19 protein-coding genes and 1 pseudogene are annotated in these 22,484 nt (G+C 50.4%); 16 read left to right on the top strand and 4 right to left on the bottom strand.

Annotated features, from left to right (window positions below; genetic code table 11):
• Window positions 1-15: 15 nt before the first annotated feature.
• The gene (locus AC5JMP_RS03150) at window positions 16-2,736 is read right to left on the bottom strand and encodes a tetratricopeptide repeat protein (protein WP_495849969.1); all 2,721 of its coding nucleotides are present in this window, start codon (window positions 2,734-2,736) and stop codon (window positions 16-18) included.
• A 702-nt stretch (window positions 2,737-3,438) separates the two neighbouring features.
• Here AC5JMP_RS03150 and grpE point away from each other — a divergent pair.
• The 13 genes and pseudogenes from grpE (at window position 3,439) to AC5JMP_RS03085 (ending at window position 17,026) form a co-directional block, all read left to right on the top strand.
• Window positions 3,439-4,146 (top strand): nucleotide exchange factor GrpE, encoded by a 708-nt coding sequence (gene grpE, locus AC5JMP_RS03145; RefSeq protein ID WP_495849968.1) that lies wholly within the window; start codon window positions 3,439-3,441, stop codon window positions 4,144-4,146.
• 207 nt (window positions 4,147-4,353) lie between these two features.
• Window positions 4,354-6,324 carry a molecular chaperone DnaK gene (dnaK, locus tag AC5JMP_RS03140; RefSeq protein ID WP_495849967.1) on the top strand — a complete coding sequence of 657 codons (1,971 nt, stop codon included), beginning with the start codon at window positions 4,354-4,356 and terminating at the stop codon, window positions 6,322-6,324.
• A 286-nt stretch (window positions 6,325-6,610) separates the two neighbouring features.
• On the top strand, window positions 6,611-7,744 hold the full coding sequence (dnaJ, locus tag AC5JMP_RS03135) for a molecular chaperone DnaJ (protein WP_495849966.1): 1,134 nt from the start codon (window positions 6,611-6,613) through the stop codon (window positions 7,742-7,744).
• The gene (locus AC5JMP_RS03130) at window positions 7,741-8,010 is read left to right on the top strand and encodes a sulfurtransferase TusA family protein (protein WP_495849965.1); all 270 of its coding nucleotides are present in this window, start codon (window positions 7,741-7,743) and stop codon (window positions 8,008-8,010) included. The genes dnaJ and AC5JMP_RS03130 overlap by 4 nt, the downstream gene beginning before the upstream one ends.
• Window positions 8,011-8,021: 11 nt before the next feature.
• Entirely contained in the window at window positions 8,022-9,176 is a 1,155-nt protein-coding gene (gene rsgA / locus AC5JMP_RS03125; protein ID WP_495850001.1) for a small ribosomal subunit biogenesis GTPase RsgA, read from the top strand.
• Window positions 9,177-9,286: 110 nt separating this feature from the next.
• The gene (locus AC5JMP_RS03120) at window positions 9,287-9,475 is read left to right on the top strand and encodes a DUF4089 domain-containing protein (protein WP_495849964.1); all 189 of its coding nucleotides are present in this window, start codon (window positions 9,287-9,289) and stop codon (window positions 9,473-9,475) included.
• Window positions 9,476-9,934: 459 nt separating this feature from the next.
• Window positions 9,935-10,549, top strand: a complete 615-nt coding sequence (locus tag AC5JMP_RS03115; RefSeq protein WP_495849963.1) for a DUF1877 family protein — start codon at window positions 9,935-9,937, stop codon at window positions 10,547-10,549.
• A gap of 120 nt (window positions 10,550-10,669) precedes the next feature.
• Window positions 10,670-12,082: an AtzE family amidohydrolase gene (locus AC5JMP_RS03110; protein WP_495849962.1), complete on the top strand. Its 1,413-nt coding sequence runs from the start codon at window positions 10,670-10,672 to the stop codon at window positions 12,080-12,082.
• 214 nt (window positions 12,083-12,296) lie between these two features.
• A complete protein-coding gene (locus tag AC5JMP_RS03105) occupies window positions 12,297-12,554 on the top strand; it encodes a GlsB/YeaQ/YmgE family stress response membrane protein (protein ID WP_495849961.1) in 258 nt (85 codons plus the stop codon).
• 195 nt (window positions 12,555-12,749) lie between these two features.
• Window positions 12,750-13,169: pseudogene (locus AC5JMP_RS03100) on the top strand (SEFIR domain-containing protein); the annotation flags it as partial.
• Window positions 13,170-13,418: 249 nt separating this feature from the next.
• Window positions 13,419-15,413 (top strand): NACHT domain-containing protein, encoded by a 1,995-nt coding sequence (locus AC5JMP_RS03095; protein ID WP_495850000.1) that lies wholly within the window; start codon window positions 13,419-13,421, stop codon window positions 15,411-15,413.
• A 171-nt stretch (window positions 15,414-15,584) separates the two neighbouring features.
• Window positions 15,585-15,857, top strand: coding sequence for a hypothetical protein (locus AC5JMP_RS03090; protein WP_495849960.1), 273 nt, complete (start codon window positions 15,585-15,587; stop codon window positions 15,855-15,857).
• A 212-nt stretch (window positions 15,858-16,069) separates the two neighbouring features.
• A complete protein-coding gene (locus tag AC5JMP_RS03085) occupies window positions 16,070-17,026 on the top strand; it encodes a HEAT repeat domain-containing protein (protein WP_495849959.1) in 957 nt (318 codons plus the stop codon).
• Here the strand turns inward: AC5JMP_RS03085 and AC5JMP_RS03080 are convergent.
• On the bottom strand, window positions 17,015-17,149 hold the full coding sequence (locus tag AC5JMP_RS03080) for a hypothetical protein (RefSeq protein ID WP_495849958.1): 135 nt from the start codon (window positions 17,147-17,149) through the stop codon (window positions 17,015-17,017). The two genes, AC5JMP_RS03085 and AC5JMP_RS03080, sit on opposite strands and share 12 nt — an antisense overlap.
• A 5-nt stretch (window positions 17,150-17,154) precedes the next feature.
• On the opposite strand from AC5JMP_RS03080, the gene AC5JMP_RS03075 reads away from it, so the two are divergent.
• A complete protein-coding gene (locus tag AC5JMP_RS03075; RefSeq protein ID WP_495849957.1) occupies window positions 17,155-18,402 on the top strand; it encodes an FAD-dependent hydroxylase in 1,248 nt (415 codons plus the stop codon).
• On the opposite strand, the gene AC5JMP_RS03070 is transcribed toward AC5JMP_RS03075, so the two are convergent.
• Window positions 18,399-19,178 carry a photosystem II electron transport protein, Sll1252 family gene (locus AC5JMP_RS03070; RefSeq protein WP_495849999.1) on the bottom strand — a complete coding sequence of 260 codons (780 nt, stop codon included), beginning with the start codon at window positions 19,176-19,178 and terminating at the stop codon, window positions 18,399-18,401. The two genes, AC5JMP_RS03075 and AC5JMP_RS03070, sit on opposite strands and share 4 nt — an antisense overlap.
• A 182-nt stretch (window positions 19,179-19,360) precedes the next feature.
• Window positions 19,361-20,368: a CsgG/HfaB family protein gene (locus AC5JMP_RS03065; RefSeq protein ID WP_495849956.1), complete on the bottom strand. Its 1,008-nt coding sequence runs from the start codon at window positions 20,366-20,368 to the stop codon at window positions 19,361-19,363.
• Between the two features lie 307 nt (window positions 20,369-20,675).
• Between AC5JMP_RS03065 and AC5JMP_RS03060 the strand changes: the two genes are divergently transcribed.
• Both AC5JMP_RS03060 and AC5JMP_RS03055 read left to right on the top strand, forming a co-directional pair.
• Complete coding sequence (locus AC5JMP_RS03060) at window positions 20,676-21,275, top strand: Uma2 family endonuclease (RefSeq protein WP_495849955.1); 600 nt, start codon at window positions 20,676-20,678, stop codon at window positions 21,273-21,275.
• A 104-nt stretch (window positions 21,276-21,379) separates the two neighbouring features.
• Entirely contained in the window at window positions 21,380-22,129 is a 750-nt protein-coding gene (locus tag AC5JMP_RS03055) for a cadherin repeat domain-containing protein (RefSeq protein WP_495849954.1), read from the top strand.
• Window positions 22,130-22,484 lie beyond the last annotated feature (355 nt).

The following is a 22,484-nucleotide window of genomic DNA, read 5'->3' as shown; positions in this document are numbered from 1 at the left end:
AGTGGATTTTAGCCTTTAGATTTTAGATTGCGAAATTCTAGAAGCTATGGGTGAGGGCGGCTCAAGCTTTTGGGTTTCGATCGTTTCTAGATCAAGCCTTTCTGCGTCAAAATTTTCTGCGTCAAATAAATCCTGAAACGTGAGAGGGGCAGCAGTGACAGCAGGGTTTCCCGTAAAGTCACAGCCATTGACTTGAGGCTCAGATGGGATGCCCTGGAATAAGCTAGCGATCGCCTCAAAGTCAGGAGCCACCGTTTCACGGGTCGCTTCACGGACTGTTTTTCCAGGACGAACGATCGCTTCCTCGGCTTCTGTTGCAGCTGAATAACGAACCCGATTGCTGATTTGTCGTAATTTTGCCAAACTCCTCAACGCTTTTTGAGCATTTTGTAGACTGCCATACTGATTGAACAGCAACGCAGCTTTTTCTAAGTCTGCGATCGCCCCTTGGGTGTTGCGCAGTTTCTGCCATGCTAGACCTCGATAATAGTGAGCCACCGCAGAGTCAGGAGCGAGATAGATAGCTTCGCCGTAGTCGGAAATTGCATCCTGATGGCGATCGAGCTTTTGCCATGCCATGCCCCGATAGAAGAAGGCGATCGCCCAGTCTGGACGAATTTGAATCGCCTGCGTGTAGTCGGTAATGGCAGCCTGTAGATTGCCTTGCTCAGAGTGGATAAAGGCCCGATTGCAGTAGGTCGCTGCCTGCTGGGGGTCAAGGCGGAGGGCTTCTGTCAAATCGGCGATCGCGCTAGCCAAATCTCCTACGTCATAATAGGCAACACCCCGATGGCTATAGGGAAGGGCGTGTTCTGGCGCGATTTCTAAAACGTGAGTGTAATCGGCGATCGCTCCTGTTTTATCGCCTAAGTTCTGCCGAGTTGCGCCTCGGTTCCAATAGGCTTCCCAATCTTCAGGGTCTAATGCCGGATTGTCAAATCGATTGACTAAGCGTTGAATCGGTTGAGGATCGCGGGTGCGGAGCTTAAGCTGTGCCTCTGAAAGTGCCGTTGTGGTCTTTAGCGCATCTGCAATTCCTAAGACCGCAAAGGACTGATCGGACACTAAAAAGCTTTCGCGGGTGCCCAATATTTTGAACTGAAAATTTTGAGGATAGGCACGCTTAAAGTTCAGCAGATGGTGCAGAGTTGTCTGAATATCAGCTTGAGGCGAACTAGGCTGCCAGCCCCGCTGCATCTTTTTGAGCAGTCGATCGTCCTGGCGATCGACCTCATTGCACCAGCCAATATCAAGCCGTCGCCCTTGCTGTAAAAACGCCGCCATTTTTTTCAGTATTGTCTGATCCAAATTACAAGAACTTGCCCAAGGCAAAATCAGGATTAAACGCTTTTGGGTACAGTTCAGCGCTTCTTCCAGTAAAGTGCAGCTTCCCACTCCGCTCGTTTCGCTAGCGGGTGCCCAGTCAAACACCAGTTCATAGTTAGGCTTATAGTTAGGGTCATAACTTGGGGTAGCGCCTTGAAGCTGCTGGGAAATGTAGTGCAGCTCTTGCTGAATAACTTCCTGAATGCGACCTCTAAAATCATCTAAAGTTGTCTCAGCAGCTGGAATCCGCCGAGAAAGCTCCCGTAACTGGCTCTGAAGCGCAGCCATATCGAGGCTTTTGGGCAGGTGATTCATCTGCTCTTGAAGCTGCTGATTTTGCGCCGCCAAAGTTTCGGTAAAGGACTGAATTTCGGCAAGCTGCGATCGCAAATGCTCTAAATAATGGGCTGCCTCCTCCTGAATCGCACTCGCATCGGCTGGAGTTGCCGCAGATTGAAAGACCTGCCTTTGAGCAATATCTCGATCGAGCTGACCCGACAAAATCGGGTGGCTCAGGTTAGCTCCATTCTCAGATCCAGCCGCTCCAGAGGGCTTAATTAAATTGCTAAATGCGCTGTTAAAGCTGACGGCAGCCGTTTCGATCGCCACTACCGACTGCTTTAGCCACTCTTGCTGTTGGTGCAGCTCACGTACTTCTTTGACTAAGCTCAATAAATCTCGTCGGGGCACCAAGTCGCTGATCATCCGCACCAATTCGCCCACTTCTTGCTTGAGAGAGCTGAGATCCACGGGCGGCGGCAGCTTGCCAAACTGGCGATCGATCCGTGAAATTTGCTCTTGCAGAGAGGAGAAATTGGGCTTGTGTTGACTGGTCAGGCTCTCCATAGTGGCTTGGATGCCCGCCATATCAGATTGCAAATGAGCGATCGCCGCTTCTGTGAAAGCAGGATCAATGGCGGCTTTGGTCTGGCGCAAGTCAATACCCATTGCGGCCAGATCTTCAGACATCTGCTGATGCCGCGCTTCAAGCTGAGTCATATCTTGGCGCACTGAGTCTAGCCCCTGCTGCTCTAGCGGGTGCAGCCGCTGATGCATCTCCTGCTGCAAAGCCGTAATTTCTGCATACAGCCGTCGGGCAACCTCTCGGTCTTTCATCAGCAAACCCTGCCGCAGCCCATTGATTGTCTCGACAGAGGGCAGGGAGGCAATATGCTGATTCAGCAAATCCACCTGGATAGCCAGCTTCTGATCGGTTTCTGCCAAAGACAAATCGCGCTGACGGCTATTGTCCTCAAATCGCCGTCGGCTCAACAAATCTAGGACAACCAGCAGCGACATCGGCATCGTGGTGTACAAAATTTGCTTTGACACCAGAGAGGCGATCGATCCTGCGACCAGACCTACTACAGACAGATTTTCTAAAGCACCTAACCGAGGATTTCTTTTCATCTCAAACCACAGCTTCTGATGGACGGTAAGGCTCTGACCCTGCTGATTTTCTGAAAAGTTTGCCGTGCAGCTCTTTCAAAATCAGCAATCGGGTTAAAACACGAACCTGATGGACTGGACTAACCAGAACCGAGAAAGTCCTTCAAAGAAGTCAAAATGGGCTTATTCACTATTCCAGCCCGTTTCTCATCCTTCAGGAAATTCTCTAGCAATAAATAGGTCAAGATTTTGGCTAAGCGCGGGGCGATCGCCTAGCCTTCTCAACATTGAGTCGATAACTTTGAGTCAATAACTTTAAGTCAATAACTTTGAGTCAACAACCTTGAGCAGCGTGTTCACACTACATCAGCTCAGAGACATCCCTTGAGCTTCAGGACGGCATTTGCTCAATCTTTCGGGCTTCGGGCTTAGGCACCTGCATTCAGGCACCTGCATTCAGTTTGACTGCTTTCAGGTCAGGAAAGTTTCTGCTGCTACATTCTGCAACTATGTTCAGCTCTTCCTTCGGTCTACCCTGACAACTTGCGCTCTAAGCTATGTTGAAAGAGCGATCGCCTGTTTGATTATGCAGTTTAACAATGAATGGCAAAACTTAGGGCAGAATAGATAAGCTGTGCATGAAAGAGAAATAACTCGATCTCACCTAGAGATCAGCAGCTAAAATCTTTTTGGAAACTGTAGATCAAGATGGAAAGTGAGCCAATGTCTGCTGAAACAAACCTACCAACGGATTCAGACGCAACGCCACAGGAGGCTGTAGCAGCTCAGGTGACAAATGCCCAAGAAGAATTTGCGCTAGATCCAGAACTCGAACCCTTTGATTTGAGTCCAGAAGGAACTTCTGAGAATTCAGAGACATCGGATAATCAGGGTGTCTCTACCGAGCAAGCAGGTTTTCAGGTAACGATCGCCGAACTCAATCAGTCGATCGAAGCCCTGAAAGCTCAGCTAGAAGACCGCACAGGTCAGTACGTGCGTCTAGCCGCAGATTTTGAGAACTTCCGCAAGCGCACTCAAAAAGACAAGGAACGGGAAGAGCAGGAAACTAAAAGCTCGACGCTGAAGGAGCTGCTGCCCGTTGTAGATAACTTTGAACGGGCGCGGGCACAAATCAAGCCCCAAACCGATAGCGAAATGAATATTCACAAGAGCTATCAGGGCGTTTACAAGCAGCTCGTAGATGCAATGAAGAAGCTGGGAGTTTCTCCCATGCGAACGGAAGGGCAAGAGTTCGATCCTAACCTGCATTCAGCCCTCGCCAGTCAGCCGACTGATGAGTTTCCTGAAGGCACGATCATGGAAGAGCTGATGCGGGGATACGTGATGGGCGATCGCGTTCTTCGTCACGCCATGGTCAAAGTTGCGGCAGCTCCAGAACCGGGCGAAACAGGGGAAGAATCCACGAACTAGCTCTAATTGAGACAAAGCCAAATCTACCGTCTGAAGGGGCTTTAACAATCTGCCTAAGAGGAAGCTATTCTCTCAAAAAGACTCTGTTCAGGAAATTTTGAGAGCAACTGATAACATTCCCGGATAATTGCGGAATACTGGCTGAAGATGGGGTGAATTCATCCGCAGTTGTTCGCTCATCACTTAGAAACTACGTAGCCGCGAATTATGGGAAAAGTCATTGGTATCGATCTAGGCACCACCAATAGCTGTGTTGCTGTCCTAGAAGGCGGGAAGCCCGTCGTGATCTCTAACTCTGAGGGCGGGCGCACAGCTCCTAGCATTGTGGGGTTTGGCAAAACTGGAGAACGCCTTGTCGGACAGCTTGCCAAACGGCAGGCCGTTACCAATGCCGAAAATACCGTATTTAGCATCAAGCGGTTCATCGGTCGCCGATGGAACGATACAGAAGCGGAGCGGAGTCGGGTGCCTTACACCTGCGTACGAGGCAAAGACGATACGGTAGATGTGCAAATTCGCGGACAGTCCTACACGCCGCAAGAAATTTCGGCGATGATTCTGCAAAAACTGAAGCAGGATGCCGAAAGCTACTTGGGTGAAAACGTTACCCAAGCTGTGATCACAGTTCCCGCCTATTTTACCGATGCCCAAAGACAGGCGACCAAAGATGCAGGGACGATCGCCGGATTAGAAGTCCTGCGCATTATTAACGAGCCGACTGCGGCGGCCTTATCCTATGGGTTAGATAAACAAGAACAGGATCAAACTGTGCTTGTATTTGACTTGGGCGGCGGCACGTTCGACGTTTCGGTCTTGCAGTTGGGTGAGGGTGTATTTGAGGTGAAAGCCACCTCTGGCAACAACCATCTGGGCGGCGATGACTTTGACAACGTCTTGGTGCGCTGGCTAATGGAGAGGTTCCGAGAGCAGGAAAGCATCAATTTATCGACCGACAAAATGGCGCTACAGCGGTTGCGAGAGGCGGCGGAGAAAGCCAAGATTGAGCTGTCTACCATGCTGACCACTACCGTCAACCTACCGTTTATTACGGCAGATGAGTCAGGCCCCAAACACCTAGAAATGGAGCTGTCTCGCGCTACCTTTGAGGAACTCGTCGGTCATTTGGTTCAGTCCACGATCGATCCAGTCAGTCAGGCGCTCAAAGACTGCGATCTGGCTCCTGACCAAATCGATCGGATCATTTTGGTGGGTGGCTCAACCCGAATGCCCGCCGTGCAGGAAGCGATCAAGAGCTACTTTGGCGGCAAAATCCCCGATCGCTCTGTGAATCCGGATGAGGCGGTGGCGCTGGGTGCAGCAATTCAGGCAGGCGTTTTGGGTGGCGAAGTTAAAGACCTGCTGCTGCTAGATGTTACCCCGCTGTCGATGGGTATTGAAACTCTGGGCGAGGTGTTTACCCGCATTATTGAACGCAACACCACCATTCCCACCAGCAAGGCTCAGGTCTTTTCCACGGCGACAGATGGGCAAACTTCGGTAGAAGTCCATGCTTTGCAGGGCGAACGGGCGCTGGCAAAAGACAACAAGAGTCTTGGCAAGTTCCAATTAACGGGCATTCCTCCTGCACCTAGAGGCGTTCCGCAAATTGAAGTCACCTTTGAAATTAATGCCAACGGTATTTTGCAGGTGTCTGCACGCGACAAAGGCACAGGGCGAGAGCAGAGCGTCATGATCTCCAACACAGGCGGTTTGAGCGACACAGAAATCGAGCGGATGCGCCAGGAAGCCGAGCTATTTGCTGAGGATGACGATCGCCGTAAGCAGATTATTGCGTTGCGCAACCAAGCAGACACGCTGTTCTATACCTATGAATCCACGCTGCGAGATAATGCAGCCTTTATTAGCGACGACCTGAGAGCCGATGCGGCTCAGCGGATAGCAGGGCTGCGAGCTGCCGTTAGCGATCGCACAATTGAAGTAGAGGTATTGCGCCAGTATCTTGACGCATTGCAACAGTCGCTTCTGGCGATCGGCGAGGCGGTCTACAATCAGGCTCAGCCGGGTGATGCCGAATCTTATGTTGATCACGCCAACCATGCTGCGCCTTGGTCAAATGGTCATCCAGAGGCAGAAGCTGCCACCCTCGAATACCCAGGCTATTCTACAGACTTTGTAGATGATGAAACGATTACAGCCGACTATGAAGCCGTTGACTAGACCCTTCTGACTGAGCTAACTCTAATGCAAAATATTGAAAAGCAGCCGCTCCAGAGCCGTGTGTTTTTTGCAGGAGATTAAGCGCTGCTACGAAAACAAGCCGCTTGTTTGAAACAGGGCTAGCGTCTTAAATAAAGTCTTTTGTGCGATCGATTAGTTTAGGATAGAAGCAGATAGTTGGGAAGCAAGGGCAGGAGATTCGGTAATCCAGCCTTGTCATCTTAGGTCTTGTCCCCTTATCGTGAACGTAATTGCATAATTCCTACTATTTTTGAACTAGCGCTCTATGGCAGGTGACTACTACGAAATCCTTGGTGTTCCTCGCAGCGTAGATAAAGAGGAAATCAAGCGAGCCTATCGCAAGTTGGCTCGCAAATACCACCCGGATGTCAACAAAGATCCGGGGGCTGAGGAGCGCTTTAAAGAAATCAATAAAGCCTACGAGGTGCTTTCGGAGCCTGAGACGCGGGCGCGCTACGATCGATTTGGCGAAGCAGGCGTAGCGGGAGCGGGCGGAGCAGGATATCAAGACTTTAGCGACTTGGGCGGTTTTGAAGAAATTTTCAACAGTTTCTTCAGCGGCTTTGGCGGCATGGGCGGTCAACAACAGCAGTCTCGGCGGCGGAGTCCCGTGAGAGGCGATGATCTGCGTCTGGACTTGAAGCTGGATTTCCGAGAGGCAATTTTTGGTGGCGAAAAAGAAATTCGCATTAGCCATTTAGAAACTTGTACAACCTGCAGTGGCTCTGGCGCGAAGCCAGAGACGCAGCCGCGCGTCTGTTCAAACTGCGGGGGAGTAGGGCAGGTTCGCCGCACCACCCGCACCCCCTTCGGTAGTTTTGCTCAAGTGTCGGCTTGCCCGACCTGTAATGGCAGTGGTCAGGTAATCGAAGAGAAATGCGAAACCTGCGGCGGTGCGGGTCAGAAGCAGGAAGCGAAGAAGCTGAAGATTAACATTCCCCCCGGCGTGGATAACGGTACGCGACTGAGAGTTTCCAATGAGGGGGATTCGGGTCAGCGGGGCGGCCCTGCGGGCGATCTGTATGTCTATCTGTTTGTCAACGAGGATGCAGAGTTTCAGCGGGATGGGATCAATATCCTGTCGGAGGTCAAGATTAGCTACCTGCAAGCCATTTTGGGCGATCGCATTGAAGCCAACACTGTAGATGGGCCTGTCGAAGTCACCATTGCTCCAGGCACTCAGCCCAATACGGTGATTCCCTTAGAAAATCGGGGCGTGCCTCGCTTGGGCAATCCGGTCAGCCGAGGTGATCATCTGATCACGCTAATCATTGATATTCCGACTCGCATCAATACTGAAGAGCGAGAGCTGCTGGAGAAACTGGCGAAGATTCGAGGCGATCGCCTCAGCAAAGGGGGCGGCATCAACGAATTTCTGGGGGGGCTGTTTCGCGGATGAGCCAAATGACCGCACCTGATGCCCAGCTTGACCTGCGCGGAACGCCTTGTCCTCTTAATTTTGTTCGAGCTAAGCTGCGTCTAGAAAAAATGTTGCCTGGATCTTTGCTAGAAGTCTGGCTAGATTCTGGTGAGCCAATGGAGCAGGTGCCTGACAGCCTGACGATGGAAGGCTACAGCATTGAGCATATTGACGATCGCGCTGATTTTTTTGCCGTTCAAGTTCGTCGCCCTGTCACCCCCATTGCTGAAAGCTCTGAATGCTGAGCCGGGGTGAAATGGGCGATGCCTCAGAGGTTGTGCAGACAGCATCTCAGGATTTTTTGGGCATCGTTTTGGCGGTACAGGCAAATTATTACTGGGTGCGGCTAGATACGTCCTGCTCTGCGCCTTATTCTGGACAAGCTTCTTCTGAACAGTCTTATTCTGACCAAGCTTCTTCTGAACCGAAAGAAGTAACGCTGCTGTGTACCCGTCGCACTCGCCTTAAAAAAATGGGGCAACAGGTGGCAGTAGGCGATCGCGTTCAAGTAGAAGAAATCGATTGGACAGATGGCAGGGCGGCAATCTCGCAGGTGCTTCCTCGCGGGACTGAGCTTGATCGTCCACCGATCGCCAATGTCGATCAAATTCTGCTGGTGTTTGCCCTGGAAGAGCCGACGATCGACCCGTTCCAGCTCAGCCGATTTTTGGTGAAAGCTGAGTCTACCGAGATACCTGTGCTGCTGTGCTTGAACAAGGGTGACTTAATCACAGCCGCCGCTCGGCAGCAGTGGCGCGATCGCCTCCAAGCGTGGGGCTACGATCCGGTGATTGTCAGCCTTCGGGAGAGTATGGGGCTGGATTTGCTTTACTCGCATCTGAGCGATCGGATAACGGTGGTTTGCGGACCTTCAGGAGTTGGCAAGTCTAGCCTGACCAATTATTTAATTCCTGACCTGGCGCAGCGGGTCAATACTGTCTCTGGAAAGCTAAGCCGAGGTCGCCACACCACAAGGCACGTAGAGCTATTTCAGCTTCCGTTAGGCGGGCTAATTGCAGATACTCCAGGATTCAATCAACCCGATCTCAACTGCGCCCCGGTTGACCTGGCTCAGTATTTCCCTGAAGCCCGTCAGCGTCTGGATGCCGCCTCCTGTCAATTTAGCAACTGCCTTCATCGAGATGAGCCAAACTGCGTGGTGCGAGGGGATTGGGAGCGCTACGAATACTACCTGACGTTTTTGGAGGAGGCGATCGTCTACCAAACGGCGATCGATCGATCGGGCGATGCCGAATCTACTACCAAGGCCAAAAACCGGGGCGAAGGGCTGGTGCAGACGGAGCCAATGCTCGATCGCAAAAAATATCGCCGTCCCTCTCGCCGCACGACAAAGCAAGACTTGCGGGCTTTATACCGAGATGTCAATGAATCCGCAACGGATAGCGACTGAATCCGGCAAATTAACTCTTTCTGAAACAGCTCTCTCTTTGCCCGTGAGTTCCGCTACAGTACTCTATGCGGATATCGTTTATGGTTTGTGAGTTGTTTTAGGAAAAAACTATGTCTGACTCGCCGATCGCTCTAGACTCACTGGCTGATCTTATGGCTCAGCTGATTGGGCTGACGCTTGACCCTGAGCATCGACCCGGCGTAATTGCCAACATGGAACGAAATGCGGCGATCGCTCAGCGGGTGATGGAGTTTGAATTGTCTGATGAAATTGAGGCTGCTCCAGTTTTCCAACCTTAGCTTGAAAGTGCCGCTAACGTATTAGTTGGGTAAACAGCAGTTAGTTTGTCTTAGAGAAGCTCATCCAGATTATGGATCATCTCGGAAGTGGAGATTGGGAGGGGTTTAAATGGCTAGGTCTCAGTTTATTTGCGCTATTTGGCACAGTTATAGGAATAGTGTTTGCCTTCATCATTAGTTTCATCGTTTATCAGTTTGTTAAATCAAAAACCAATAATGACGATGATGAAGTTAATTTAATTCTTTTCTGTACGCTATGTGGTTGGTCAAGTGGGCTGTTGCTAACGCTTTTGACTGCTATGGTGGCAATCGCATGCAACGAGGAATCCAAGAAGTGCGTTTATTCAATTTCATCCAACATAGCCGAATCATCGGTTGTAGCGATCGGAATTCTACCGTCTTTGGGTGTAATCGTAGGAGCCATAATATATTGGCGGTGGTTGAGGGTGCATTGAAGCTATGGGGTTAGACCTTCGCTTTCAGTCAATGCCTGATGCTTGCAGACTGCTTGCACGATCGCGTCATGAACCAGATTTTGGCGCCAATCTTGAGTTTTTCAAATCCTATGCTCTAACATCCCAGGAGGAGTTAGACCATCGTGCTAATGATCAACTCTTCATTGAGTTTGTTCATGAGGTACGTCAGGCAATTGATCATTATCCGGGAATTGAACATCGAAACCTGTACCTGGGTCGCAGCTGGGATATGCTCTACTATCTGCTCTCAGAAGGACGGCGAAAGGGCGAACCAAAAGACTGGACTCATTGGGTTGAGAAGGCAATATTTGGCGGTGAGATACTGAACGAGGCAACCCAAACCACGATCGGTTTTCCTATTCGTTACCTGTCTCCAGTTGAAGTATGTCATGTTCAAGACAAGCTAGAGACAGTAACCCTAGAAATGCTTCGTTCTCACTGGAATCCACAGGCAATGAGAGAAGCTGAAATTTACAAGATTCATGTCGAGGAAAATGAAGACTGCTGCAAATGGGTACAAGAAGATTTTGAGAAGCTGAGAGCTTTCTATGCATTGAGCGCAGGGCATGGCGAAGGAGTGCTGGCTTTCGTAGGGTAAAGTCTATAAACGTGAGTACGTAGCCGAATACTGCGTTAGATCAGCGGAAGAAGAGCGATCGCTATACCAGAGCAGCTATTTGCTGCTATTTAAACTGTAAGTTCACCTTAGGAATCAGGAATGGCAATCAACTTGGAACAGGCAGACGCGATCGCTATTGCTACAGCAGTACGATCGCAAGAGATTAGTGCAGAAACGGTTGTTCGGTCGTCTTTGGATCGGATCGCAAAGCATGATCCGGCTTTAAACAGCTTCACAGCCGTTTTGAAGGAACAGGCGATCGCCGATGCGCAAGCAGTGGATAAGGCGATCGCCCAAGGCAAAGATCCAGGCAGTTTGGCAGGGGTGCCGTTCGCCGTCAAAAATTTGCTGGATATCAAAGGTCTGCCAACTCTGTCTGGTTCCAAGATCAATCAAGATCGCCCGCCTGCCACTGAGGATGCCTTCACCGTCACGGCATTGAAACAAGCAGGAGCCGTTTTGGTGGGTGCCCTGAATATGGATGAATATGCCTATGGCTTTGTCACCGAAAACAGCCACTATGGCGACACTCACAATCCCCATGACTTAAGCCGAGTGGCGGGTGGGTCTTCAGGCGGATCGGCAGCAGCAGTTGCCGGAGGACTGGTGCCGCTGACTTTAGGTTCCGACACCAACGGCTCGATTCGCGTCCCCTCTTCCTTTTGCGGCATTTTCGGACTCAAGCCCACCTACGGCAGAATCTCTCGATCGGGCGCATTTCTGTTTTGCAGCAGCTTGGATCATCTGGGACCGTTTGCTCGATCGGTACGCGACATTGCGGCAAGCTTTGACCTGATGCAGGGCGCAGATCCCCACGATCCGGTTTGTACACAGCGATCGCCAGAGTTTTGTCTGCCGCAGCTAGGGCTGGGCATTGAGGGACTGCGGATTGCGATCGCTGGCGACTACTTCACCCGTGGTGCTGAACCAGAAGTTTTTGCTGCCGTGGAAAAAGTGGCGCTGGCGCTAGGCGCAACTCAGCGTGTCATCCTGCCGGAAACCGATCGCGCTAGAGCCTCGGCGTATATCATTACGGCCTGCGAAGGCAGCAATCTCCACCTAGCAAGGCTGAAGTCTCGTCCTCAAGATTTTGATCCGGCGACCCGCGATCGCTTTTTGGCGGGCACCATGATTCCCAACACCTGGTATTTGCAGGCGCAGCGGTTTCGGCGTTGGTACCGCGATCGCGTTCGCGAAGTTTTTCAGTCGGTGGATCTGATTTTGGCCCCGGCGACTCCTTGCCCCGCACCGCTAATTGGTCAACAAATGATGACATTGGATGGACAGGAGATGTTGGTGCGTCCTAACTTGGGAATATTCACCCAACCCCTTTCATTTATTGGCTTACCGATTCTGTCGGTGCCGATTCAGAGACCTCATGCCCTACCGATCGGGGTGCAAATCATCGCTGCTCCTTACAATGAGGCGTTAATCTTGCGAGCCGCAGCATTCCTAGAAGCCCAAAATGTGGTGTCTGCCCCCGCAATCGCAACTTTCTCTCAATCTGTATAGTTTAAAGAGTTTCCTTCGACGGAAGTTAATCAACTTAAGCACTTATCCTGCCCAAAGCTCAAGATTTTGCGAAGTTAAGTTCAAAATCTTTACGGAGCTGGTGCTGCTTTGTCAGACTGCTTCAAGTGCAGGCTGCTCGAAGTATAGGCCGCTTAAGGTGTGAGCGATCGCCCGTCTAGCCGGAAACCCCATACAGTGAAGGAAAAAATAGTAGATGAGCGTTTTGGCTTGGATTGTCCTAGGTCTAATTGCCGCTGCCTTGGCTCGGCTAATCAATGAAGGCGGAAATGTATTTACAACCAATGTTTTAGGGATTATTGGCGCATTAGCCGGGGGCTATGTTGGGAAAGTGCTTCTGGGCGTGAGTACCTCGGCTCAAGTGCTGAACCTCAATGCCATTATGTGGGGAATTTTGGGAGCGGTGGCAGTCATGGCTCTCTGGAGCTGGCACGTCAAGAAATCGAGTTCATAGAGCTGCATCAAGGATGCCAGAGGATTTGATGGTGATGATTAGGGGGTAGGGAAGGCGATCGCCTTTTCATCCAGTTGAGATAGATCTATGGGAGGGGCATAGGGCATACCCTATGCCCCTCCTGCATTCGTTTACGGCTCTGGGATGGCAAGTATAATTCAGCTATAAGCCCTCCGCAGTTTGCTGGAAAACAGGATGACAGAGGAAGCAGAAGCCCCGACGAAAGTCTTCATCAGTTATAGCTGGGATTCAGATGAGCATAAGGAACATGTGTTAGCAGTAGCAAATACGCTACGTAAGACCTGGGGAATTGATGCAGATATAGATCGGTATGTTCGAGCCGAACCTCCCTATACTCCTGTCCAAGGGTGGGATCTGTGGATGCAGGAGAAGATTGAATGGGCTGAGTTTGTACTCATAGTCTGTACTGAGACATACAAGCAGCGGTTTGAGGGAAAGGAAGAGCCTGGGAAAGGTCTAGGCGTTTCCTGGGAAGGAACCATTATTAGGCAACATCTTTATAACGCTCAGTTAGAAGACGCTAAGTTTATTCCAGTTGTATGCGCTTCGCCTGACCTAGCCCATGTTCCTTTGATACTGAATTCTAGAGACAAGTATGGACTTGATAACGAAAAAAGCTACAGAGAGCTTTGCTATCGTCTTAGACGGCAAAATACTGTTATAAAGCCAGAACTTGGAGTCGTGAAACTGGAGTTGCCTCCTGACCCAAAGTTTTTTTCTCCCCAATCTTCTCAAAAACCCTCAATAGAGTTTCCACCTGCTTTTGCAGAGCAAAGGGATCTTGAACAACAAGTTCGAGAGCGATGCCGTCAGAAGATTATGGCTCAGCACAGCCGGATGCGGTTGCTGAGTGGTGAAGAGATTGGGGTTGATCAGCTTTATGTGGATGTGTGGTTGCTGAATCGATCGCCCCGTACTTATCAAGTTTCGCAGGATAAACTGCTGAAAACTTTTGATTTACGGAACGACCGCTTGGGGTTGGGTGATCGGATCAAACGTAATCCCGGCTTTGAGGTTGCCAACGCAAATTCTAAACTGGTGATTCTTGGTAAGCCAGGATCGGGAAAAACGACTTTTCTAAAGCACCTAGCAGTGAATTGGTGTAAAGGTCAATTTCAACAGGAGTTTGTAGCTGTCCTGATTGAATTTCGCCGAATTCAAGATGGGCAATGGAATCTCCTGGATGAGATTGATAAAGAATTGGGACTAGAAAATTGGAGATCGTCTAGAGAGTGTCTTAAAAAAATTAAAGAATTAAAAAATCAGGAATCCATAACACTGACGCAGCTACAACAGCAAGTGAGGCAACTAGAACAGCAAGTGGATCAATTACGGCATCAGGTGAAAGATCTTCTGAAACACGGCAAGCTCTTGGTGCTGATGGATGGGTTAGACGAGGTATCGACAAGTAAATTGCGTCAAATAGTGCAGAGTCAACTCCACCGGATTGCGGAAGACTACCCAAAAAATCGATTGATTTTGACATGTCGTACTCAAATTATTAAGTCTATTCCCGTTGGATTTACTTCAGTAGAAGTGGCAGATTTTAGTGCAATACAGGTAAGGCAGTTTGTTCGTAACTGGTTTATGACAAGTGGCAAATCTGATGCGGAAGTAGCGCAGCAGTGGGAAATACTAAAATATGCCATGGACAAAAATCCGGCACTGAAAGAACTGACGGTAACTCCAGTGTTGTTGAGTCTCATATGTTTGGTGCTGCACGATGAGGGAGAAATTCCCTTGCAAATAGATGATCTATATCAGAGAAGTATTAAGTTGCTACTGGATAAGTGGAATACTGAAAAGCAGATTGATGGATGGGAGATAGGAAGTAAAGCTTATGGAGAATTGAGCGTTGAGCGCCGAGAAGCCTTGCTGATTGACATTGCAACTCGCAAATTTCCCCAGAATTTTGTGCTGTTTAACCAGAAGGAGATTGCGGCTCATATCACTAAATTTTTACAGCTTGCTAACCCAGTGGAAGGAGTCACAGTTCTGAGAACCATTGAGGCACAGCACGGGTTGCTAATTGAGAGAGCAGACGAGCTATGGTCATTTTCCCACTTAACTTTTCAAGAATATTTCACCATCCGCTGGCTAACTCAACTTTCCCCTGAGAAATTAGCTGAAAAGATCGACAATCGGAAATGGCAGGAAGCAGTTAAGCACCTAATGAAATCGCAACAGCCTACCGATCGTCTAGTGTGGCTGATTAAGCAGGCGATTGATCAGTCCATTGCCAAGGAATCCACCTTGCAAAAAATTCTGGTCTGGGTACTTGAAAAATCAGAGTCTATGCCAGCGCACTGTAAGCCTGCTGCCAGTAGAGCTATATATCTTGCTCTTGACCTCGCCCTCGACCTTGCCCACAATCGCGCCCTTGTTCTTGTCCGTACCCTCGCTAATGCCCTCGACCGCGCCCTCGACCCTGCCCTTGACCACGCCATTGCCCGTACTCTTGTCCTTGCCCTTAAACTCGACCTTGCTCCTGAATTGACAAACGCACTTGGGCAACCAAGGGAAACGCTATCTGCAGCCGCCGCAGATAGCAGAACATTTCAGCAATGGTGGCGATCAAATGGAGCAGAATGGGTTGAGCAATTCCAGCAAGTGATGATTCAATATCGCAATCTTAGATATGACTGGCAGATCACCGATGAGCAAAGGCAACAACTCAAACGTTACTATGATGCCAACCAATTCCTGATTGAACTCATGAAAAATGAGGGAGAGGTCAGTGCGTCCGTCCGTGCCAAAATCGAAGATAGCCTGCTGCTGCCTTGGGAAGAGCTGCAACGCCGCCACCCAAACACTTACGGGCAGCCTCCATTTCCCTAACAGACAAAGCAAACGAGAAGCACGATCGCTCTTCATCCTCATTCAATCCAGCGCCATGTGCTGAGGTACAACGCTGAAGCTTTGAGCTGCAAAGGCGATCGTTCCAGCTACAATGCCGAACTTCTGAGGTTCAGGTGTGATACTAAAAGGTACGTGCGTCATTCTCAGAACATGGATAGCCTAATTTACCTGTTTATAAGATTTATAAGACTCAACATTAGAAACCATCCCATTTGGCGTGATCTCGCCCAAGCTCTACAACAGCTTGATGCCAAAAGCATTGCCGCCCATCATCTGCAAGCCTGCAACGCTCAAATCAATGGCTACTGGGACGAAGATAACTTTTATGAAGTGATCCAGTTTACTCAACCGCCTGATCCGGTGCTAATTGACAGTTCTTTAGGCGTTACCCCCGGAAATTTAGAACGTAGTCATTGGCTATAGCTCAGATTTAGCCTCACCCTTAATCGAGCAGTTGACTCTCAGCACCCCGATCGCCCAACTAACCCTGTATTGGGTGAGCTAAATCTAATCTTGGATGAAACCTTGGAAGTCATTGATGAGAATTGGCTGATTGATGTCCATTCCCCTTACGTTTTAGCAACTCACTAAACGAAAAAGGGCTACCTTGTACAACAAGGCATTGCAGAAACCTCATGGCAAAATCCTCCAAACTCGAAACCCTGCTAGAGCAGCTCAATCAGCTTCGGGCTGACCCCACCTCAGCAGAGTCGATCGCCCAACTCCGCTCCATTCTTCAGAGCCGCTACGCGATCGCCATTGCTCAAGCGGCAAAGCTCGTGGGCAAATTTGAGCTTTCTACCTTACAGCCTGATCTGGTCACTGCCTTCGATCGCTGTCTCGTCAAACCCGTCGAAACTGATCCCAACTGCCACGCAAAAGCTGCGATCGCCGATGCTCTCTATCGCCTCAATGCCCACCAAGCCGATCTTTTCCTTCAGGGCATTCGCCACATTCAGCTAGAACCTGTCTGGGGTGGACAGGCAGATACCGCCGCCAAACTTCGGGGCATTTGCGCCATGGGTCTGGTGCGGATGAATTATCCTGACGCGATCGCCGAAATCGCTGACCTGCTTGCCGATCCAGAAGTTCCGGCACGGGTTGCAGCAGCCAGGGCGATCGCCTACAGCGAAAATGATCAGGGCGTGCCTCTGCTGCGGTTGAGAGTTTTGATCGGTGACGAACCCGCCGTCATTTCAGAATGTATCGCTGCTCTGCTAAAGCTGTCCTCCCAAAAATCGTTGGATTTGGCAACGCGATTTCTCACGGCTCCAGAACCGCAGACGCAAGAGCTGGTTGCCTTGGCGCTGGGGGAATCTCGCTTACCCGCAGCCCTTGAGATCCTCACAACCTGGTGGCAAAAACAAGCCGACCCAGAGCTGCGCCAAACGGGATTACTGGCGATCGCCATGCTGCGTACCGAAGCTGCCCTAGACTTTCTGATGACGCTGATTGCCAAAGGCAGACTCTTAGATGCCCAAAACGCGATCGCCGCCCTGCAAATCTATCGGCAAGATCCGGTACTCTGGCAGCGCGTTCAATCTGCCGCCGCCCAAAGAGAAGACGCAAGCAGCTTAGAGCTAGGCAATTAGCTTATGGGCAATTAGCTTATGGGCAATTAGCTTATGGGCAATTAGCTTGCTCCAGGCTGACGATCGCACCACAATGTGAGTCACAATATAAATAAATGTGACGACCCATTTCCTTCTTTTCATTCCGTATGGCACTGGCTCAGCACCCATCCACTCCCCACTCTTCACTCCCCATTTCTCCACTCGACTTTGATATCGCGATCGCCGGGGCGGGCATCGTTGGCTTGACCCTTGCCTGTGCCCTCAAAGACGCAGGGCTAAGAGTCGCCATTATTGAAGCGAAACCCCGTGAAGCCGGACTCAGTCAGCGTCGCGCCTATGCCATCACGCTGATGTCAGGACGAATCTTTCAGGGGCTAGGCGTTTGGGAGCAGATTTTACCCCACATTACTACGTTTAACCAGATTCGCATGGCGGATGCCGATTATTCCACGATCGTCAACCTGAAGCCAGAGGATTTGGGCACAAAATCATTAGGCTATGTGGGCGAACATTGCGTCTTAGTGCAGGCATTACTAGACAAGCTGGAAGGTGCAGACATCACCTGGCTCTGTCCGGCAGAGTTGGTGCAGGTAGACTATCAGGCAGATGTTGTGGCGCTGACGCTGGCGATCGCAGGAGAAACTCAGACAGTCCATACCCGGCTCTTAGTTGCCGCCGATGGAGCGCGATCGCCCATTCGTACCGCTGCTGGAATCACGACCCACGGCTGGCAATACTGGCAGTCTTGCGTCACTGCCGTCCTCCGTCCCGAAAAATCTCATGAAAACATTGCCCGTGAGCACTTCTGGGAAAGCGGCCCTTTCGCCACTCTGCCGCTGCCCGATAACCGCTGCCAGATTGTTTTGACTGCACCCCATGCCGAAGCCCAGCAGCTTTTGGAAAGCAGCGAGTCCGAGTTTCTGGCTGAGCTAAACCGCCGCTATGAGGGACAGCTAGGCAAGCTGGAATTGTTGAGTCCGCGCATCCTGTTTCCGGTGCAGCTGATGCAAAGCGATCGCTACACGCAGCCTCGTCTAGCCCTGATTGGCGATGCAGCGCACTGCTGCCATCCCGTCGGCGGACAGGGCTTGAACATGGGCATCCGCGATGCTGCTGCTCTGGCGCAGGTGCTGGAGGCGGCTTACCAACGCGGTGAAGATATTGGCAAAATCAGCGTTCTCAAACGGTACGATCGCTGGCGTAAGCTGGAAAATCTGGCGATTCTAGGATTCACCGATCTGCTCGATCGCATTTTCTCCAATCGCTGGCTGCCCTTGGTCGTGATTCGCCGCTTGGGTCTTCGCGTCATGCAGGTTGCCCGTCCGGTCAAGTTCTTGGCGCTCTGGCTGATGACGGGTGCAGCAGGACGACATCCTAACCTGTCGAAGCGTTAAACAAATCGGGTCAGCTGCACCCGGTAGCGGTCTTTTTTGGTAATCATCACTTCGCCGATTTCCAAGCGCCCCTTGCCGCGAATAGCAACCAGGTCACCTGACTTGAGCTGATGGCTAGTTTGGGTAATGTCCTTCCAGTTCACTCGCACATCACCTGTGCTAATCAGATCTGCCATTTTACTGCGCGACATGCCAAAACCAGCGGACGCTACTGCATCCAAGCGCATGGAGGCTTCCACGGTCGCCATTTCCTTCTTCTTGGGTTCCCGGATCTTTAGCTCACTCAGATCCATACGGCGGGTTTTCACAGGTACCGATCGCACCTGGTTCAGACTCATCTCCAAAAATTCCACGAGTTCTGGCACCACGATCGCCTGTGCCCCTCGCTCCCCTAACACCAGGATATCGCCCACCTTTTCGCGGACAATACCCGTTCCCAGGAGCGCTCCTAAAAAGTCTCGATGGGTAGCTTGATCAAACAGAAAGTTTCCCGAAATATCGATTGCTGCGATCGCCACCTGTGCGGTCTCGATCGGCAATTCTGAACGGGCGATCGCTATGCGCTGCCGCTCTGCTTGAGGATAGCCGCCCCAAGGCAACGTCACCACATCTGCCAATTTCTGGAACATCCGCTGAATATCTGCCAACTCAGGTGGCGACACAAAATCTGTGCAGACAACCTCCCAGGTTTTAATTGCCTGCTCTGCCTGGTCAATCACCCGCACCGCAGTTTCGCGTTCTTCAATTCCTTTGAGCAGATCTTCTCGCGGCAGCATATCCTCACCCGAACCGTGTTTCAAGCAATAAGCACTACACCTATTCTAACGGCTGATTCTAGGAGCTATGGCGGTCGCCAGTTTGCTTAGAACATTTTGGGTGGGGCGCTGCGCGCCCCACCCAAAATGTCCCCGTCCTAACCGCCTTGGCAATTGCCATAAAGACGGGCTGCCGCTGAAGACTACTGGGCTGCAACAGCGCGATCGCCCACTCGGAACCCTGTACCGTTCACGATTCGACCCACGCATGAGCCAGGATCAACTTCAGTCAGCTCAATCCGACCGATTGGAGAAGTCACCGTCCGCAAAACGGCTCCGGTTGCCGGATCTTTGACCTCTCGTACGACCCGCTCGATCGACAAAGTCATGCCTGTACGAAATCCATCCTGACTGCCCTTGTTAATAATCACCTCGTTGCCTGCGACATCAGCCACGATCGCCTCGATGCTCGGCAAAGAGGCTGGCAAAGCTGACAGTCGAGCAGACTCAGCAGATAGAGAGGTAGAAATCTGGCTAACCGCGTCTTCCGCTGCCTTGCTCAACAGCCCGTCCGTATTGTTGTTGTCGTTGCCAAAGGTGACTAGACCGCCTATCGAAAAGCCGCCACCGCCCTGTTTGGCTTCTCCAGTGCCCTGTGCCGTCGCCAAAATTTCTGCCGTTGTGGTGTTGACCAATCTGGCGGTCAACTGCACTTCAGCACTGTGCCGCCGACTGTTGCCGCCAATTCCCAAAATGCTGCCACCCGTGCCGCCTTCTTGCAGGTTGAAGCGCGTGACAGAACCCACAACCACGGCATCCACGCCCAAAATTCGTCCGATCTGGGCAGCGGTAGCTGGATCAATTCGTCCAGCTTGAGCCAGATTTTGTTCTGCTAGAATTGCCGCTACTTTACTCCGCTCAATGACGCTGTAGGAACCCCCTTCTACTAGCTTGTTGGTCAAGAGATCGCTTACACCTTTAGCGGGTCCCACATCACCCCAGTAGCCCCATCCAGCCGTTGTTATCCCGGTGCTGGCAAAGTCAAAGTCCAGTACCGCAATCCGCATCCGCTGCTGAGCCTGGGCGATCGTCAAGGGCTGACCTGCCATCGCAGGCAGAGTCGGCACGGACAAAGAGGGAATGGCTAAACCCGTAAGCAACAAAGCGCTGCAAGAAAGGCGAACGAATTGAGCAGATCTTTTGAGTTTCATAAATCGGCAAGTAGGTGAATTTTGGAAACGTTAGCGTCAAGCTTATGCCCTTAGACCGTTGCAGGGCAGACTGATGCAAAAACCTAATGATTATTCCCAGATATTCTCCAATATTATGCAGCGATCGGGAAAATAATCACTTTCCACTGCCTACTCTTGATCTCAATCAGTGACTGATTGAGATCAAGAGTAGGTTTTTTGGATTGCATCAATGATGGCAGTACTTATCGAATGGCTTGTGCGACTGCGCTAACTCTGCAAAAACTTCCCTAAACTATAGGTACTTAAAAGGCTTGCAAGGTTATCTATGATTGCTTCCCCTCAACAGCCATACTTCACTCCCGAAGAATACCTTCATCTAGAGGAAAATAGTCCCATTAAGCACGAATACAGGGATGGGCAGGTTTATGACATGGCTGGAGCCTCAGACGAGCATGTCACCATTTCCCTTAACCTTGCTGCTTTTCTCCGTAGTCACGTACGCGGCACCGGCTATCGGGTCTACATTGCTGACATGAAAGCTCGGATTGAGTCCATCGATCGCTTTTACTATCCTGATATCCTAGTTACTTGCGATCGGCGAGATCAAGAAACATCAACCTATAAGCGGTTTCCCTGCCTAATCATTGAAGTATTGTCTGATTCTACCGAAGCCTTCGATCGCGGGGACAAATTCGCTGATTACCAAACCCTAGAAAGTTTACAAGAATACGTCTTGATTAACGCTAAGCGGCAGCGCGTCGAGTGCTTCCGGCGCAATGAAGCAGGACTCTGGGTGCTGCAATCTTACACACCCGCCCAGAAGATCTTTCGGCTAGACAGCGTTAATTTTGAAGGGGCGATCGACGCGCTTTACGAAGACGTCATTTTTAACCTGACCGTGGACAAAAATTCAAATCAGGTTTAAGGGAATCAGCATAAATTTATATAAACTTCACGCACTCAAAAGAGATGTATCCTGCCCCAAAGATACGAGATAGAAGACTGGAGTAACCAGTACCTTCTAAAATTATGGACTTCAAAGTTAGAGAAAATTCACCCGATGGAACAGTTGTAGGGACTGTTCCTGCTAGTGCTCAAGTTCGTATCCTATCTAACGATAGAAATGGTAATGGTGTACCCGCCTTTACAGTCGGAGCAGATAGTGTCATTCGCGTAACCGATTCGAGCGAGCTTGACTTCGATAGACTTTTTTCCGATAGGAATTACAGTTTCCTGATTGCAAAGGACGGTGCTGACGATATTCTCACCGTTACAGTGGAGGATATCCAAGGGGAGACGTTTTTAGGCACAGCAGGAAATGATGTTCTGCGTTCAGGTTTTGGCTCAGCAACTTTAACCGGATTCGGCGGTAACGATCAGTTGACAGGCACTTTTGAGATAGACACTCTAATTGGCGGAGCGGGTATTGATACTCTGACAGGAGATTTAGGATCTGACCTATTCGTATTTGATGCACCCATCCGGAGTGGAGCAGATGTAATTACCGATTTTACGAGAGGAGGGCGTGAGCTTGACCGAATCGTACTGGATAGGGATATCTTCACCAAGCTCAAGACAAAGAAGCTATCTTTCGCGAAAGTTAAAGGAGCCAAAGCAGCAAGGCTGAGCAAAGCGCTTGTCGTGTATGACTCCAGATCTGGAAGCTTATTCTATAACTCCAACGCAGCTAGTCGCGGTTTTGGCAGCGATGGCGGAAAGTTCGCCCAGCTTTCCAGCGGGTTGCCTCTCTCGATTCAAAGCTTCCTTGTGCAAAATTGATTGATCTTAGGAAAACGGGTTAGGTTGTAAAGCTCTCTGTGGCTATAGCACTCCCTCAGTTAGGCTGAAGCTATATCCCTCAATCTTAAGGGATTATGAACAAACATCGGGGCAAAAGTTCCCTACCTCAGAAATCTCCCAGTATTGAGAGATTTCTGAGGTGAATTGGCAAGTTAAACGTGGGGCATCAATACTTTTCGCCCATTCTATTAACCTTGTTTTATGGAGTGCTATAAACCGCTCAGTTTCTCAAGCCCAAAATACATATAGCAGTCCTAAATTACTTGTGATACCAATTTAAATTGATGAGGCGGCAGATGATTTTCGAGAGCCGCGCTCCGCGCGGCTCTCGAAA

Source organism: Drouetiella sp. (assembly GCF_059504425.1).
This window is presented reverse-complemented; position numbering and strand designations above follow the sequence as displayed.